A 15069-nucleotide genomic window follows, 5' to 3' on the forward strand; every position below is an offset into this window, starting at 1 on the left:
GACACCCAATGGCCGGCACGTTCACGATGTACTCCACCCCCTGGTGTGGCTACTGCCACCGACTCAAGGGACAGCTGAAGCGCGAGGGCATCAGCTTCGAGGAGGTCGACATCGAGCAGCAGCCCGAGGCTGCGCAGATCGTCGAGAAGGCCAACAACGGCAACCAGACCGTCCCGACGCTGGTCTTCGAGGACGGCACCGCGCTGACCAACCCCAGCCTGGCGCAGATCAAGGCCCAGCTCGAGCTCGCGTCCCAGGCCTGACACCGCACCCCACCTCACCTCACCCGCACCCCATCCGCTGACGCGTGGGTTGCGCACCGTGACGCGTGGGTTAGCGCGACGCCAACCCACGCGTCGGCGTGCGCAACCCACGCGCCAGCGTGCGCAACCCACGCGTCACCAGGTGCCGTGGATGGCGCCCTGGTGCCACTGCTGCAGGAGCCAGCGGGAGATCGAGACGTTCGGCGGGAGCAGCAGATCGCTGGACGCGGTCATCGCGGTGACCTCGTCGCGGCTGAACCACCGGGCCTCGGCGATCTCGTCGTGGTCGACGTGGATGTCGGTGCTCAGCGCCTCGCCGAAGAATCCCAGCATCAGGCTGGACGGGAACGGCCACGGCTGGCTCGACGCGTAGCGGACCTCGCCGACCTCGATGCCGACCTCCTCCATGACCTCACGGCGCACTGCGTCGTCGAGCGCCTCCCCCGGTTCGACGAATCCGGCCAGCGTCGAGAACCGTCCCTCGGGCCACACCGGCTGGCGACCCAGCAGCGCACGATCGTCCCCGTCGGTGATCAGCATGATCACGGCCGGATCGGTGCGTGGGAAGTGGTGGCCGCCGCAGGCCGGGCACACGCGGACGTGCCCGGCCTTCGCCACATCGGTCGGGTGCCCGCACCGGGCGCAGAAGGTGTGCGTCTGGTGCCACCGGGCGATGCCGACGGCGTGCACCGCCAGCGATGCCTCGTCGGGCGCGATGGTCGGGCCGATCACCCGCAGGCTGGCCGGGTCGAGCTCGGCCGGGACCCGGTCGACCATGACGGCGGCGTACCGCTGGTCGCCCTGGGTGCCGAGGAAGATCGCGTCCCCCTGCGGCGCCTCCTCCAGCGTGACCCAGCGAAGGCCGCGCCCGCCGACGGTCGCGACGTGCTCGCCGCCGATCACCAGCACCTTGACGTCGGGACCACCGCCCCGACGCCAGGCGTCATCCTTGCGAAGATGTGCGGCGCGATCGTGCTGGGCGTGTTCGAAGGCGAAGTCCACGCCCTTGACAGTAGTGCGGTCAGGCCAGCCCGAGCCGCTGCTCGAGCTCGGCCCGGTCCGGCAGGTCGGTGAACCGCTTCACCTCGCCCAGGCGCACGTAGTAGAAGACGCCGGTCACGCAGGACGGATCGACGCCGCGCAGCTCGGCCCAGGCAAGCCGGTAGATGGCCAGCTGCAAGGGATCGGCGTTCGCCGACCGGTTGGTCTTCCAGTCGACGACCTCGAATCCGTCGGACGTCTCGTAGACCGCGTCGATGCGCCCCATGACCTGCTGGCCGCCCAGCAGGATCGAGAACGGCACCTCGGCCCACTGGGGGGGCTTGTCCGCGTACGGCCCCTCGTCGAACAGCTCGGTCAGCTCGCGCAGCTCGGCATCTGACTGGATGTGGGGGTCGGCCTGTCCGGGCAGGTCCGTCGGGTCCAGCAGGGTCTGCTGACCGAACCGCGCCTCGACCCAGGCGTGGAAGCGGGTGCCGAACCGGGCCGCCGACGAGGGCCGGCGTGGCATGGGCCGGGCCAGGTGGCGCGCGAACGCCGCCGGATCGGACTCCAGCTCGAGCGCGGCCGTCGCCGAGATGGTCGGCGGCAGGCTCACGCTGCGCACGGGGTCGGCGGCCCGTTCAGCCTCGGCGATGAGCATCTCCAGCTCCCCCTCGATGACGTCGAGCTCGCGCAGGGCCGCGTGGTCCTCCGGCAGCGGCTGGGGCCGTTCGGGCACGATCCCGTCCAGGTGCGCCTCGACCAGATCGGCCAGCATCCTGCGCCGGTCGAGCCGCGGGAGGCCGGCCGGCCATGCCATCCGGTCCTGCAGCTCGGTCATCGGGTTGACCGCATCGGGCTCGGGCTGCGGCTCCCACAGGCGGACCTCGCCAGCGCCGGAGGCGACGACCCAGTCGCGGGTGCCCAGCAAGAAGGACGAGGGACCACGGGCGCCGACCTGCGTGCGCCCCCACCAGTGGCCCGACAGGTGCAGATCGTGCTTGGCGCGGGTGTAGGCGACGTATCCGAGCCGACGCTCCTCCATCAGGGCGTCGGCCTTGTTCGCCGCGGCGAACACCTTCTCGGCCGCAGCCGTGTAGTCCTCGAGATCGGGGACGTTCGCCGCGTCGCCGCGCAGCGGCACCGGCAGCACCGACGGGCTGGAGAACCAGCGGTTGCGGCCCTTGCCACCGGGAAAGACCTTCGCGGACAGGAAGGGCACGAACACGGTGTGCCACTCCAGGCCCTTGGCCTTGTGGACCGTCAACAGCTTGACCGAGTCGGCGGTGGACGGCGTGGAGACCTCCATGCCGTCGTTGAACTCCTCCTCGGCCGCCAGGTACGCCAGCAGACCCGACAGCGAGGCGAACCGGTCCTCCTCGGCGTAGGCGGCGATCGCATCGTGCAGCAGGGCCAGGTTGTCCAGACCGCTGGGATGCCCGACCGCCTCGAGCTCGACGTCGAGGTCGAGCGCGTACATCGCCCGGCGGGCGAGCTCGGGCAGCGGTTCGCCGACGTGGCGACGCAGCCCGGCGACCATCCGGCTCAGCGAGCTGAACCGGACGCGTGCCTCGGTCGAGTACGACAGGTCGCCCGGATCCTCGACCGCATCGGCCAGCGACACGATCTCGGTCGGGTCGGCACCCTCGACGGCACGGGCCAGCTGGGCCATCAGGTGGTCGTCGGACACGTGACCGGCCACGCGTCCGCTCAGTGCCAGCGCCCGGCGGCCCAGCAGCCGCAGGTCGCGCTGACCGATGCGCCAGCGGGGCCCCGTGAGGAGTCGCAGCATCGCGGGGTTGTCCGTGACGTCGTCGAGCACGCCGAGCAGCGCCAGCAGGTCCTGGACCTCAGGCTGCGACAGCAGCCCGGACAGGCCGACCACCTCGAAGGGCACACCCGCGGTGCGCAGGGCTCGGACGATCGCGTCGTTCTCGCGGGTGATGCGCACCAGGATGGCGATCTCGCTACGTGGCACCCCGTTGGCGACGGCCTTCTGGACCTGCACGACGAGATCGTCGATCTCGTCGGCGACGGTCTCGTGCAGGGCGACCGACACGTGGCCGTCGGGGCTGTCGGCGTGGGCCGCCAACGGCTGCACGACCTCGGAGGTCGCGTAGAAGTCGGCGGCCAGGTCGTTGGCGGCGCCGATGACACCCACGGCGCAGCGCCGGCTCTCGACCAGCGCGTACGGGACACCCGGCGCCCCGTCGGCGGCCGGGAAGTCGGTCAGGAACTCGGTCAGGTTGCCCGACGCCGCGCCGCGCCAGCCGTAGATGCCCTGCGCCGGGTCACCGACCGCCGTCAGGCTCGGCGCGTCATCGCGTCCCGGCGCCCAGGCGAACAGGTGCTGCAGCAGATCGCGCTGGGCGACGGAGGTGTCCTGGTACTCGTCGAGCAGGACCGCGTCGTACCGGCCGCGCAGCTCGGCGCCGACGTCCTCGATCTCGGACAGCTCGGCGCCCCAGGCCATCTGGTCGGAGAAGTCCATGACGCCGTCGCGCATCTTGGCTGCGCGGTACAGGTCGACCAAGCGGCTGAGCTCGATGCGGCGCTGGCTGGCCTCCACGACGGCCTTGTGCAGCGCGTAGGCCTTGTCGGCCTTGGCCACCTCGGCGATGACCTCGGTGTCGAACCGGCGCAGCTCGTCGGTGCCGACCAGGTGATCGGACAGCTGGCCGTCCAGCACCATCGTCTGGTTGATCAGGGTCGGGACGTGGGTCGACACGTGCCGCAGCGGCTGGTCGTACGCCTCGACGACGCGCGCCATGCGCTGGAACCGTGAGGCGTCCGACAGGATCCGCAGGTCGGTCTCGCGACCCAGGCGCAGACCGTGCTCGGTGATGAGGGTGCCGGCGAAGGCGTGGTACGTGGACGTCAGCGGATCGGCGGGCGCCTCGTCGGCGTCGGCCAGCAGGGCGGCCAGTGCCCGCCGCACCCGCATGCCCAGCTCGGCGGCCGCCTTGTTGGTGAACGTCAGTCCCAGGATGCGGTCGGGCTCCAGGCCGTGGTGGCCGACGAGCCACACGACGCGCGCCGCCATGACGGTCGTCTTGCCCGATCCTGCGCCGGCGATGATGACCGACGGGCGGTCCAGCGGCGCCGTGATGGCCTCGACCTGCGGCGGCGAGAACGCGAACGGGCCCCCGAACAGGCGCGAGAACACCGCGTCGAGGTCATCCATCGTCTCCAGGCGTGTCATGAGGCTCCGTCCAGGATCGTGCCGCCATCGGGCTGGGCCGGGCAGACGCGGCGGAACTCACAGCGCCGGCAGACCTTGTCGGACGGGCTGGCCTCGAAGTGTTCGTCGACGATCGTGCGCACCGCGCCGGCGAGCTGGTCGACCGCGAACGACGGCTCGCCGGGGGTCGGCGCCGCCTGCTGCTGCACGATCGGCTGGTCGGGGGTCTTGGCCCCGGACTGGCGCAGCTGCACGAGCTCGGCGCCGCCGGGAGGTGCGCCCGGCGCGATGCCCTCGGTGGCGCCCAGCCCGACCGCCAGCTGGTAGAAGCCCAGCTGGGCGTGCCGCTCGACCTCCTTGCCGCTGACCTTGCCGGTGCCGGTCTTCAGGTCGACGACGTGCACGGCGCCGGCCTCGTCGACCTCGACCCGGTCCATCGACCCACCGAGGCGGACGGCCCGCCCGTCCACGACCGCCGATGCCTCGAAGTCGTACTCGGCCGCGAGGGCCCGGCGACCGTGCGCGTCGTGCCACGTGACGAAGCGGTGCAGGGCGGCCCGCGCCTCCTCGCGTTCGCGGTCGGCGATCCACGGGGCGGCGTGGTCCAGCCGCGCCCAGACCGCGTCGACCTGGGCGTCCAGCACCTCCAGGTCCGCGGGCAGCCGCCCGGCGACGACCTCTGCCGCGATCGCGTGCACGACCGAGCCGAACCCCTGGGCCGCGGACGTGCCGCTGGATCCCTTGGCCTCGTGCGACAGGAACCACTGCAGGGAGCACTCGGTGATGCCGCTGACGGTGCTGCCCGACATCGCCAACGGCTCGCCGGGATCGCGCAGCGGCTCGGCCGATGCCGTGGCCTCGACCAGGCCCCACCACCGGTCCGGATGGGCGGCGCGGGTCTGGCCGGACCCGCGGGCCGCGAGGGTCGCCAGCAGCTGCGCCACCCGGTCGCGGACGGCCGGGCTGTCGGTGGACTCCCCCATCCGGCGCAGGGCAGCGATCGATCCACGCAGCGACAGCGGCCGGACCGGCCGGGTGCGCGGGCTGCGGGCGGGCACCCGCTCCGCGCCGGAGTGCAGGTGCTCCCACAGCTCGGCGACGAACACCGACGGCTGTTCGGCGTCCTCGCGGACGTTCTCGACCGCCGTCACGACGAGCCGGCGACGCGCCCGCGTGCAGGCGACGTAGAACAGCCGGCGTTCCTCGGCCAGCAGCTCGCGCGGCGACGGCGGGAGCGTCTCGCCGTAGGGGCCGAGGCGGTCCGAGCGCAGGAACGAGCCGCGTCCCCGCGCGGACGGCCAGGTGCCCTCCTGGACGCCGGCGACCACGACCAGATCCCACTCCAGGCCCTTGGACCGGTGGGCCGTCATGAGCTGCACGGCGCGTCCGACCACGGGCCCCTGGGCGAGCGAGTCGGCCGGAATGGCCTGCGCGTCGAGCTCACGCACGAACGCGGCGACCGAACGGCGCTGCTGCCGGTCCTCGGTGCGTGCGGCCTGGGCGAACAGGGCACACACCGCGTCGAGGTCGTGATCGGCGCCAGCCGCCTCCTCACCGTCGCCGAGCGCTGCCTCGCGCAGCCGGCGGGGCCAGTCGGTGCCGTCCCACAGCGTCCAGAGCACCTCCTCGGGAGTGGCGTGGGAGGTGATCTGCTCGGCCGCGTGGTGCAGCAGCGCGGACACCCGCAGGGCACCCTGCGCGGCGACCGCCAGCGGCGAACCGGGACGGGCCGACAGCAGCCGCAGCTGGGCCGGGTCCTGCAGGCTGGCGGCCCGCAGCATCGCGGAGGGACGCGGGGCGTCCCCGTCCGCGGCGTCCGCCGTGCGCAGCGCCCGGCCGAGCCGCCGCAGTGCCGTGGCGTCGAGGCGTCCGAGCGGCCCGGTCAGGACCGTGTCGACGACGTCGACGGTCAACGGCCGGCCGTGCGCCAGGTCGTCCGCGACGCCGAGCGCCACCAGCAGCGTCCGGACGGCGGACTCGGCGCGCAGGGGCATCTCGTCACCGGCGACCTCGACGGGCACCCCGCCTGCGGCCAGCGTGCGGCGCAGACGCGTCAGCTGGCTGGAGGTCCGCACCAGCACGGCCATCTGCGACCACGGGACACCGTCGTCCAGGTGGGCCCGCCGCAGCATCAGCGCCAGGTGCTCGGCCTCGGCGGCGGGGGTCGCGAACGTCTCGACCTCGACCGTCCCGTGCTTGGGCTCGCGCGGCACGAGGCGGCGCAGCCCCGCATGGGCCCCGCCGTCGACCGCGCCCAGCACGCCCCGGTTGGTGATGATCGAGCCGGCGGCCGCCGAGATGCGCGCCCCGTAGCGGCTCGTGCGGGTCAGCGTGATCTGCGGCGCGGGCCGCCCGCCGGCGGTGCGGAAGCGGTCGGGGAACTCGATGATGCCGCGCACGTCCGAGCCGCGGAAGCCGTAGATCGACTGGTACGGATCGCCGACCACCACCAGATCGCGTCCCTGGCCGGCGAGCAGCTGGAGCAGCTCGACCTGCAGCGGGTCGGTGTCCTGGTACTCGTCGACGACCACGAGCCGGTACCGCGAGCGCACCTCGTCACCGCGCGCGGGATCACGCAGCAGCTGCACCGCCTGGTAGACCAGATCGGTGTGGTCGATGACATTGGCCAGCGAGGAGACCTCGGCGTACTCGCGCAGGAACTGCGCCGCGGCCGACCACTCGTCGCGTCCGGACGCCGCGGACACCCGGGCGAGATCCTCCGGGTCCATGTCCAGCGAGCGGGTCGCGGCGATCAGTCGTTGCATCTCGGCGGCCAGGCCCCGGGTCTGCAGCGCCGGGCGCATGAAGTCGGGCCACCGGCGCGCGTCGCCGTCCCGGATCAGGTCGGCGATCATCGCCTCGTGCTCGGCGGCGCTCAGCAGCCGCACCGGCTCGGCGTACGACTCCGGGTCGAGCGCCTCACGCACCAACCCGTAGCAGAAGGAGTGGAAGGTCATGGCCGGCGTGGACGCGGTGGTGCGCGCGAGCCGGCGCGCGATGCGCGACTTCAGCTCGTCGGCGGCCTTGCGGCTGAACGTCAGGACCAGGATCTGCTCGGGCGCCACCCCACGGGCGACCCGGTCGGCGACCACCTCGACCAGTGTCGACGTCTTGCCCGCGCCGGGCCCTGCCAGCACCAGCAGCGGGCCGCCCGGGTGCTCCACGACGGAACGCTGCTCGTCGTCCAGCGTCGGGACGTACGGGGGCGCGGCAGCAGGCGCCTGCAGCACGTACTCGGTAGGCATGACCCCATCCCATCAGACGGGTCCGACACTCACTCGTGGAACGTCCACAGAGCCTGTCGCATGTCGACCGCCGAGCCACTGGCCCGCATCGGGGTGCCCTCCTCGGCGTAGTGCTCCTGCGCGCCGATGCCGTGCGCCGCGGTCAGGCTGCCGTCGGCACGGACGACCCGCCACCAGGCGACCGCGCCGCCCTCCATCGCCATGACGCGGCCCACCTGACGGGGGCCGCCCTCGCCGAGGATCTCGGCGATCGCCCCGTACGACAGGACCTGGCCGGGCGGGATCCGCTCGACCAGGTCCAGGACCCGTTCCGTGAACTCAGCGTTCATGGCACCCCTACCCGCTGAGTGCGACGTTTGCGACGCGGGCGCCGCGGGGACGGGCGCAGAAACGTCGCACTCAGCGGGGTGGTGGGTCAGTAGGTGGGCTGGCTCGGGTCGATCTGGTTGACCCAGGCCACGACACCGCCACCGACGTGGACGGCGTCCTTGTACCCCGCGCCCTTGAGCACGGCCAGCGCCTCGGCCGAGCGGACGCCCGACTTGCAGTGCAGGACGATCTGCTTGTCGTTGGGCAGCTGCTCGAGCGCCTTGCCGTTGAGGAACTCGCCCTTGGGGATCAGCACCGAGCCGGGGATCTTGTTGATCTCGTACTCGTTCGGCTCACGCACGTCGACCAGGACGAAGTCACGGCCCCCGTCGCCCCGCTCCTTCAGCCAGCCGTCCAGCGTCGCCACCGAGATCGTCGAGTCGGCTGCCGCATCGGCGGCCTCGTCGCTGATCGCTCCGCAGAACGCCTCGTAGTCGCTCATCAGCTCGGTCGGCAGGACACCGTTGGGGTCACGACGGATCTTCAGCGTCGAGTACCGCATCTCCAGCGCGTCGTAGACCATCAGACGGCCGATGAGCGGATCACCGATACCGGTGATGAGCTTGATCGCCTCGGTCACCATGATCGAGCCGATCGAGGCGCACAGGACGCCCAGCACGCCGCCCTCGGCGCACGACGGGACCATGCCCGGCGGCGGCGGCTCGGGGTACAGGTCGCGGTACTGCGGTCCCTCCTGGGCCCAGAACACCGACACCTGACCCTCGAAGCGGTAGATCGAGCCCCAGACGTACGGCTTGCCCAGGATGACCGCGGCGTCGTTGACCAGGTAGCGGGTCGCGAAGTTGTCGGTGCCGTCGACGATCAGGTCGTACTGGCTGAAGATCTCGAGCACGTTGTCGGTGTCGAGACGCTCGTTGTGCACGATCACGTTGACGTACGGATTGGTCTCCGCGACCGACGCGGCGGCCGACTCGGCCTTCGGCTTGTCGATGTCGGACTGGCCGTGGATGATCTGGCGCTGCAGGTTGGACTCGTCCACGACGTCGTCGTCGATGATGCCCAGCGTGCCGACACCGGCCGCGGCCAGGTACAGCAGCGCGGGGCTGCCCAGTCCGCCGGCACCGATGACCAGGACCTTGGCGTTCTTGAGACGCTTCTGACCGGTCATCCCGACGTCGGGAATGATGAGGTGGCGGCTGTAACGGCGCACCTCGTCGATCGTGAGCTCGTCTGCGGGTTCCACGAGTGGGGCGACCACGGGTTCTCCTCTGGTACGTGCGTAGTGCACGGCATAACGCCGCGTACGGTCCCCATTGTTCCCGGTCCCCGCACAACCGCCGCCGCCCGTCCGCATCATGGGCCAGCCGCTAGGGTGAGGACGTGACCGAAGCCATTCCGATGCGTCCGCGCACCAGCCGTCTGCCGCGCACCGCGCGCCGGGCCCAGCTGCTCGAGGTTGCCCTCGAGGTGTTCGTCGAGCAGGGATACCACTCCGCGTCGATGGACGAGATCGCCGAGCGTGCCGGGGTCTCCAAGCCGGTCCTCTACCAGCACTTCCCGGGCAAGCTCGACCTGTACCTGGCGCTGCTGGAGACCTCCTGCGACACCGTCATCGAAGGCGTCCGGACGGCTCTGGCCTCGACGCAGGACAACCGCAAGCGCGTCCAGGCCACGATGGAGCTCTGGTACGACTACGTCGCCGACCAGGGCGCCGCGTTCCGCCTGGTGTTCGAGTCCGACCTGACCAGCGACCCGTCCGTGCGCGAGCAGGTCGACCGGGTCGTCGAGGAATCGGCAGCCCTCGTCGCCGAGGTGATCCGCGAGGACACCGGCCTGCCGCTGGCCGCATCCCACCTGCTCGCCGTGAGCCTGGTCGGCATGGGTCACGTGGGAGCGCGCAACTGGCTCTCGCAGGACTCGAGCCTGACCCGCAGCGAAGCAGTCCAGCTCGTCGCCGGCCTCGCCTGGCGAGGTATCGGCGGATTTCCCCGCAACGAAGATGACAACATCCAAGGAGTTGAGTGACCGTGGAGGTCAAGATCGGCGTGCAGTACGCGCCTCGTGAGCTGTCCGTGTCGACCGAGCAGGAGCCGGCCGCCGTGCTGGCGCAGCTCGACGACGCGCTGAAGAACGGCACCGTCTTCACCCTGACCGACACCAAGGGACGCACCGTGGCGGTCCCCGCCGAGAAGGTCGCCTACCTGGACTTCACCTCGGACGCCGGCCGCAAGGTCGGCTTCGGGCTGGCCGCCAGCGAAGCGGTCACCGCCAACAGCTGAGCCCTTCGCCCCTTGGGCTTGTCGAAAGGCCCTTTCGACAAGCTCAAGGGGCGTTTGCTCGCTCAAGGGGCGTTTGCTTGCTCAAGGGGCCTTTCGACAAGCTCAAGGGGCCTAGGCGGCGAGGCCGAGCTTTTCCATGCGGGCCGCGTGGGCCTCGGTGAGGCGGGTGAACATCCGGCCGATCGCGGCCAGGTCCATGCCCGGGTGGTCGACGCCGCCGACGAGCACGGTGCTGAGCGCATCACGCTCGGCCACGACCATCTGCGCCTGGCTGAGCGCCTCACCCATGAGCCGGCGCCCCCACAGCGCGAGGCGGCCGCCGAGACGGGGGTCCTGCTCGATCGCCGCGCGGATCGCCTCGACGACGAACTCCGAGTGCCCCGTGCCGCTCAACGTCTCCAGCACCAGCTCGCGGGTCTCGGCGTCCAGGTAGGCGGCGATCTCGCGGTAGAAGTCCGCCGCCAGGCCGTCCCCCACATAGGCCTTGACCAGCCCCTCCAGCCAGTCCGACGGCTTGGTGTGCTGGTGGTAACGCTCGAACGTGGCGGCGAACGGCCGCATGGCCTCGAACGGGTCCTCACCGATGGCGACCAGGTGGTCGCGCAGCTTCGCGAAGTGGCCGAACTCGGCCGACGCCATCGCGGCGATCTCGACCTTGAGGCGCAGATCGGGGGCCATCTTGGCGTCCTCGGCCAGCCGTTCGCACGCGCTGATCTCGCCGTAGGCAAGCAGGCCGAGCAGCTCCAGCACGCCGGTGCGGTACACCGGATCGTCGACCGTCGACGGGGGCGGGACGTCATTGAGGACCATGCTTGGCAGCGTAGCGCGTGGCGACGGCCCGTCAGCCGGTAGACTGGAAGCAGAAATCCCACGAATCTGAAGAATTCGAGAAGACCCTGACTACGTTCAAAGATCTGGGCGTCACGCCCGAGATCGCCGACGCGCTGATCGCCGTCGGCATCGAAGAAGCTTTCCCGATCCAGGAGATGACGCTCGGCGTCGCACTCCAGGGCACCGACCTCATCGGCCAGGCACGCACCGGCACGGGCAAGACGCTGGCATTCGCCATCCCGGTCATCCAGCGCATCTCGCTGCCTGCCGACGCCGATTACGACGAGGAGCTCGCCGGCAAGCCGCAGGCCCTCATCGTGGCGCCCACGCGCGAGCTCGCGATCCAGGTCGCCAGCGATGTCGCCGTGGCCTCCAAGGGCCGCGGCACCCGCAACCTGACGATCTACGGCGGTGTTCCCTACGAGTCGCAGCTCGACGCCCTCACCGCCGGCGTCGACATCGTCGTCGGAACCCCCGGTCGTCTGCTCGACCTGGCCAACCGCGGCGCGCTCGACCTGTCGCACATCCGCACGCTGGTGCTGGACGAGGCCGACGAGATGCTCGACCTGGGCTTCCTGCCCGATGTCGAGTCGCTGCTGGCCAAGACGCCCGAGTCGCGCCAGACGATGCTGTTCTCGGCGACCATGCCCGGCGCGATCGTCGGCCTGGCGCGCAAGCACATGCGCCACCCGATGAACATCCGTGCGGAGTCCGGTGACGACGACAGCCAGATGGTGCCCGCGACGGCGCAGTTCGTCTGGCAGGCGCACGACATGGACAAGCCCGAGATCGTCGGCCGCATCCTGCAGGCCGAGGACGTGGGCCGCGTCATCATCTTCACCCGCACCAAGCGCACCGCGCAGCGGGTCGCCGACGAGCTGATCGACCGCGGCTTCCCCGCGTCGCCGCTGCACGGCGACATGGCCCAGCCGGCCCGCGAGAAGGCGTTGACCCGCTTCCGCGAGGGCAAGATCGACATCCTGGTCGCCACCGACGTCGCCGCCCGCGGCATCGACGTCGCCGGCATCACGCACGTCATCAACTACAACTGCCCCGAGGACGACAAGACGTACGTCCACCGCATCGGTCGCACCGGCCGTGCCGGCGCCTCCGGCATCGCCGTGACCTTCGTCGACTGGGCCGACATCACCCGCTGGAAGCTCATCAACAAGGCCCTCGGCCTGCCGTTCGACGAGCCGCAGGAGACCTACTCGACGTCCGAGCACCTGTTCCACGACCTGGGCATCGACCCGAACGTCAAGGGACGCCTGAAGCCGGCAGCCCCCCGCGAGCCCAAGAAGGACGACGACCGCGGTGGTCGTTCGCGCAGCGGTGGCGGACGTGGCGAAGGCGGCGGACGTGGCGAGGGCGGCGGACGCAAGGGTGGCTCCCGCGGTGGCGACCGCAACGGCGGACGCTCCGAGGATCGCGGCGGACGGCAGAAGTCATCGGGCGGCGGCAAGCCCGCGGTGACCGAGGACGCCCCGGCGCCCCTGCCCACCGGCGAGGACGCGCCCCGCCTCCGCAAGCGCACGCGGAGCCGCACCCGCGGCAGCCAGCGGGCCGGCAGCGCCGAATAGCCCGTCAGGAACAAGAGAATCTGGGTCTGTCCGCACCACTGCGGACGGACCCAGATTTCTTTGTCCCCGGCCCGGGTCAGGGAGTGACGACGACCCGGGTGCCGACGGGGGCGAAGTCCCACAGGGCGATCGCGTCGGGCTTCCACTGGCGCACGCAGCCCGCCGACAGCGGCGTGCCGAGCTGGGCCCGGGTCTGCTCGAGCTTGCCGGAGTTGTCGCGCGGCACGGAGTGGAAGCCGATCGGCTCGCTGAATCCTGTCGCGAAGCGGACGAAGTACTCCATCGTCCCGCTGGCGTCGAACGCCGTGGCGTGGCGCGTCTTCGACTGGACGGTGTACGAGCCCGGCTCGAGGTTGTCGAAGCGGCTGCCCGACACCGCATAGGTGCGCTCGGCCGTGCCGTCGGAGCGCACGAGCCAGACCCGCTGGTCGCTCTGGTCGAACACGATTCGCCGCCCTGTCCCCGATCCGGCCGGCACGGCTGGATCGGGTTGCGGCACGGGCGGAGGAGCCTGGACGACCGGCGGCTGGACCCACGACGGGGACGCCTCAGCGAGCACCGTCGCCACCGTGGACGTCGCCGGCGTACCGGCCGTCGCGGCCCCGGACATCAGCTGCGGCACCACGGCCACGGCGGTGGCACCGGCCACGATCGTGACGCCGAGCGCGAGTGCGACGCGGTTCACGCCCCCGCGGCTGCGGGTGGTGCGATGCTCGGCGCGGTGCTTGGACACGTCCTCATTCTACGGCGGGGACAGGATCGCTCGCCTCGGCCGGGCACCGGCGCAGAGGCTCAGGGCGCCAGCAGGCCTGCGGCGACCTGCCGGTAGGCATCGGCGCCCTTGTGGCTGGACGCCGTCGAGAGGACGGAGCGGCCGAACGCGGGCGCCTCGGCGAACCGGATCGTCTTGGGGATCGGCGGTGTGACGACGGGCAGCCCGTACGTGTCGCCGATGGCCTGCAGGACGTTCTGGGCGTGCTTGGTGCGACCGTCGAACATCGTGGGCAGCACCCCCCAGATCTCCAGCTTGGGATTGATGAACTGGCGGACGTCATGGATCGTGTCGAGCAGCTGGCCGACACCGCGGTGCGACAGCGTCTCGGCCTGCAGCGGGATCAGCACCCGCTGGGCGGCGGACAGTGCACCGACGGTCAGCACTCCCAGCGTGGGCGGGCAGTCGATCAGGATCCAGTCGTAGTCGTCGGCGATCTTGTCCAGCGCGACCCGCAGGCGCTGCTCGCGGCCGGTGCGGCCGACGAGGCTCTCCTCGGCCTGGGTCAGCGTGATGTTGGCCGGCAGCAGGTGCATCCCGTCATCGGTGATGACGATCGCGTCATCGGCCTGCTTGGTGCCCAGCAGCACCTGGCCGACCGTGACGTCCAGGTCCTCGGGGTCGATGCCCAGCGAGAACGTCAGGCTGCCCTGGGGGTCGACGTCGACCAGCAGGACCCGCTGCCCGGCCTCGACCAGCGCTGCCCCGAGGGACACCACCGTGGTCGTCTTGCCGACCCCACCCTTTTGGTTCGTCACCGCGATCGTCGTCGTCACGATCGCCATTGTGTCATTGATGACACCTGTGGGGACCCCGTCAGCGCGGGGGTTTGGCATGCTTGGTGCATGACACGTCGCGCCCTGGTCACAGGAGCAACCTCGGGCATCGGCCACGCCTTCGCCGTCGAGCTGGCCAAGCGTGGTCACAACCTGGTCATCGTGGCCCGGACGACCGATCGGCTCGAGTCCGTGGCCGCCGAGATCCGCACCAAGTACCGGGTGGACGTCGGCGTCGTCACCGCAGATCTGTCCACCCTCGAGGGCATGCAGACGGCCGCCAACGCGCTGACCGACAGCGCCCAGCCGGTGGACCTGCTGGTCAACAACGCGGGGGCCTCGCTGGCCGGCTGGTTCGGGACGACCGACATCGCCGACGAGGACAGCCAGCTCAATCTGCTCGTGCGCGCCCCGATGCACCTGATGGACGCTGCGATCAAGACCATGGCCGGACGTGGCGGAGGCCAGATCATCAATGTCTCCAGTGTTGCGGCCTTCACCCCGCGCGGTGTGTACTCCGCGCACAAGGCGTGGCTGCTGAACCTGTCGCGGTGGGCGGACGTCCACTACGACGACGTCAACATCTCCGTGCAGGCGCTGTGCCCCGGGTTCGTGCGCACCGAGTTCCACCAGCGCGGCGACATGGACGTCTCGGACGTGCCCCGCTGGATGTGGCTCAAGCCCGAGCAGGTCGTCAAGGCGTCCCTGACCGATCTCGCCCACGACCGCGCCGTCTCGATCCCCTCGCTGCGCTACAAGTTCCTCGCGTTCCTGGCCCGCCACCTGCCCGCGGGCGTCGTGACCCGGGCCGCCAAGCGAGGACGGTGAACC

The 15069-nt window shown here is 71.1% G+C and carries 13 protein-coding genes; 5 read left to right on the top strand and 8 right to left on the bottom strand.

Going from position 1 to position 15069, the window contains the following annotated elements; translation table 11 throughout:
• Positions 1-8: 8 nt before the first annotated feature.
• Entirely contained in the window at positions 9-263 is a 255-nt protein-coding gene (locus NQV15_RS13835) for a mycoredoxin (RefSeq protein ID WP_232401549.1), read from the top strand.
• 135 nt (positions 264-398) lie between these two features.
• Here NQV15_RS13835 and nudC read toward each other — a convergent pair whose 3' ends face one another.
• The 5 genes from nudC to moeZ form a co-directional block, all read right to left on the bottom strand.
• On the bottom strand, positions 399-1265 hold the full coding sequence (nudC, locus tag NQV15_RS13840; protein ID WP_232401539.1) for an NAD(+) diphosphatase: 867 nt from the start codon (positions 1263-1265) through the stop codon (positions 399-401).
• 19 nt (positions 1266-1284) lie between these two features.
• On the bottom strand, positions 1285-4446 hold the full coding sequence (locus tag NQV15_RS13845) for an ATP-dependent DNA helicase (RefSeq protein ID WP_232401536.1): 3162 nt from the start codon (positions 4444-4446) through the stop codon (positions 1285-1287).
• Positions 4443-7670 (bottom strand): ATP-dependent helicase, encoded by a 3228-nt coding sequence (locus tag NQV15_RS13850; protein WP_232401535.1) that lies wholly within the window; start codon positions 7668-7670, stop codon positions 4443-4445. Before NQV15_RS13850 ends, NQV15_RS13845 begins: the two co-directional genes overlap by 4 nt.
• 29 nt (positions 7671-7699) lie before the next feature.
• On the bottom strand, positions 7700-7999 hold the full coding sequence (locus tag NQV15_RS13855) for an MGMT family protein (protein ID WP_232401532.1): 300 nt from the start codon (positions 7997-7999) through the stop codon (positions 7700-7702).
• 86 nt (positions 8000-8085) lie between these two features.
• Positions 8086-9258 (bottom strand): adenylyltransferase/sulfurtransferase MoeZ, encoded by a 1173-nt coding sequence (gene moeZ, locus NQV15_RS13860; protein ID WP_232401530.1) that lies wholly within the window; start codon positions 9256-9258, stop codon positions 8086-8088.
• A gap of 122 nt (positions 9259-9380) precedes the next feature.
• On the opposite strand from moeZ, the gene NQV15_RS13865 reads away from it, so the two are divergent.
• The gene (locus NQV15_RS13865; RefSeq protein WP_232401527.1) at positions 9381-10025 is read left to right on the top strand and encodes a TetR/AcrR family transcriptional regulator; all 645 of its coding nucleotides are present in this window, start codon (positions 9381-9383) and stop codon (positions 10023-10025) included.
• Entirely contained in the window at positions 10022-10279 is a 258-nt protein-coding gene (locus NQV15_RS13870) for a DUF3107 domain-containing protein (protein WP_306459345.1), read from the top strand. The genes NQV15_RS13865 and NQV15_RS13870 overlap by 4 nt, the downstream gene beginning before the upstream one ends.
• A 111-nt stretch (positions 10280-10390) precedes the next feature.
• Here NQV15_RS13870 and NQV15_RS13875 read toward each other — a convergent pair whose 3' ends face one another.
• Positions 10391-11089: a ferritin-like fold-containing protein gene (locus tag NQV15_RS13875; protein WP_232401526.1), complete on the bottom strand. Its 699-nt coding sequence runs from the start codon at positions 11087-11089 to the stop codon at positions 10391-10393.
• A gap of 17 nt (positions 11090-11106) precedes the next feature.
• On the opposite strand from NQV15_RS13875, the gene NQV15_RS13880 reads away from it, so the two are divergent.
• Positions 11107-12690: a DEAD/DEAH box helicase gene (locus NQV15_RS13880; RefSeq protein ID WP_439647525.1), complete on the top strand. Its 1584-nt coding sequence runs from the start codon at positions 11107-11109 to the stop codon at positions 12688-12690.
• Between the two features lie 76 nt (positions 12691-12766).
• Here the strand turns inward: NQV15_RS13880 and NQV15_RS13885 are convergent, their stop codons facing one another.
• Both NQV15_RS13885 and NQV15_RS13890 read right to left on the bottom strand, forming a co-directional pair.
• Positions 12767-13423, bottom strand: coding sequence for a L,D-transpeptidase (locus NQV15_RS13885; RefSeq protein WP_232401524.1), 657 nt, complete (start codon positions 13421-13423; stop codon positions 12767-12769).
• A gap of 59 nt (positions 13424-13482) precedes the next feature.
• Entirely contained in the window at positions 13483-14247 is a 765-nt protein-coding gene (locus NQV15_RS13890; protein WP_232401522.1) for a ParA family protein, read from the bottom strand.
• A 60-nt stretch (positions 14248-14307) separates the two neighbouring features.
• Between NQV15_RS13890 and NQV15_RS13895 the strand changes: the two genes are divergently transcribed.
• Positions 14308-15066, top strand: a complete 759-nt coding sequence (locus NQV15_RS13895) for an SDR family NAD(P)-dependent oxidoreductase (protein ID WP_232401521.1) — start codon at positions 14308-14310, stop codon at positions 15064-15066.
• Positions 15067-15069: the final 3 nt, after the last annotated feature.

It is taken from the genome of Aeromicrobium wangtongii, from assembly GCF_024584515.1.
GTDB classification, from domain to species: Bacteria; Actinomycetota; Actinomycetes; order Propionibacteriales; family Nocardioidaceae; genus Aeromicrobium; species Aeromicrobium wangtongii.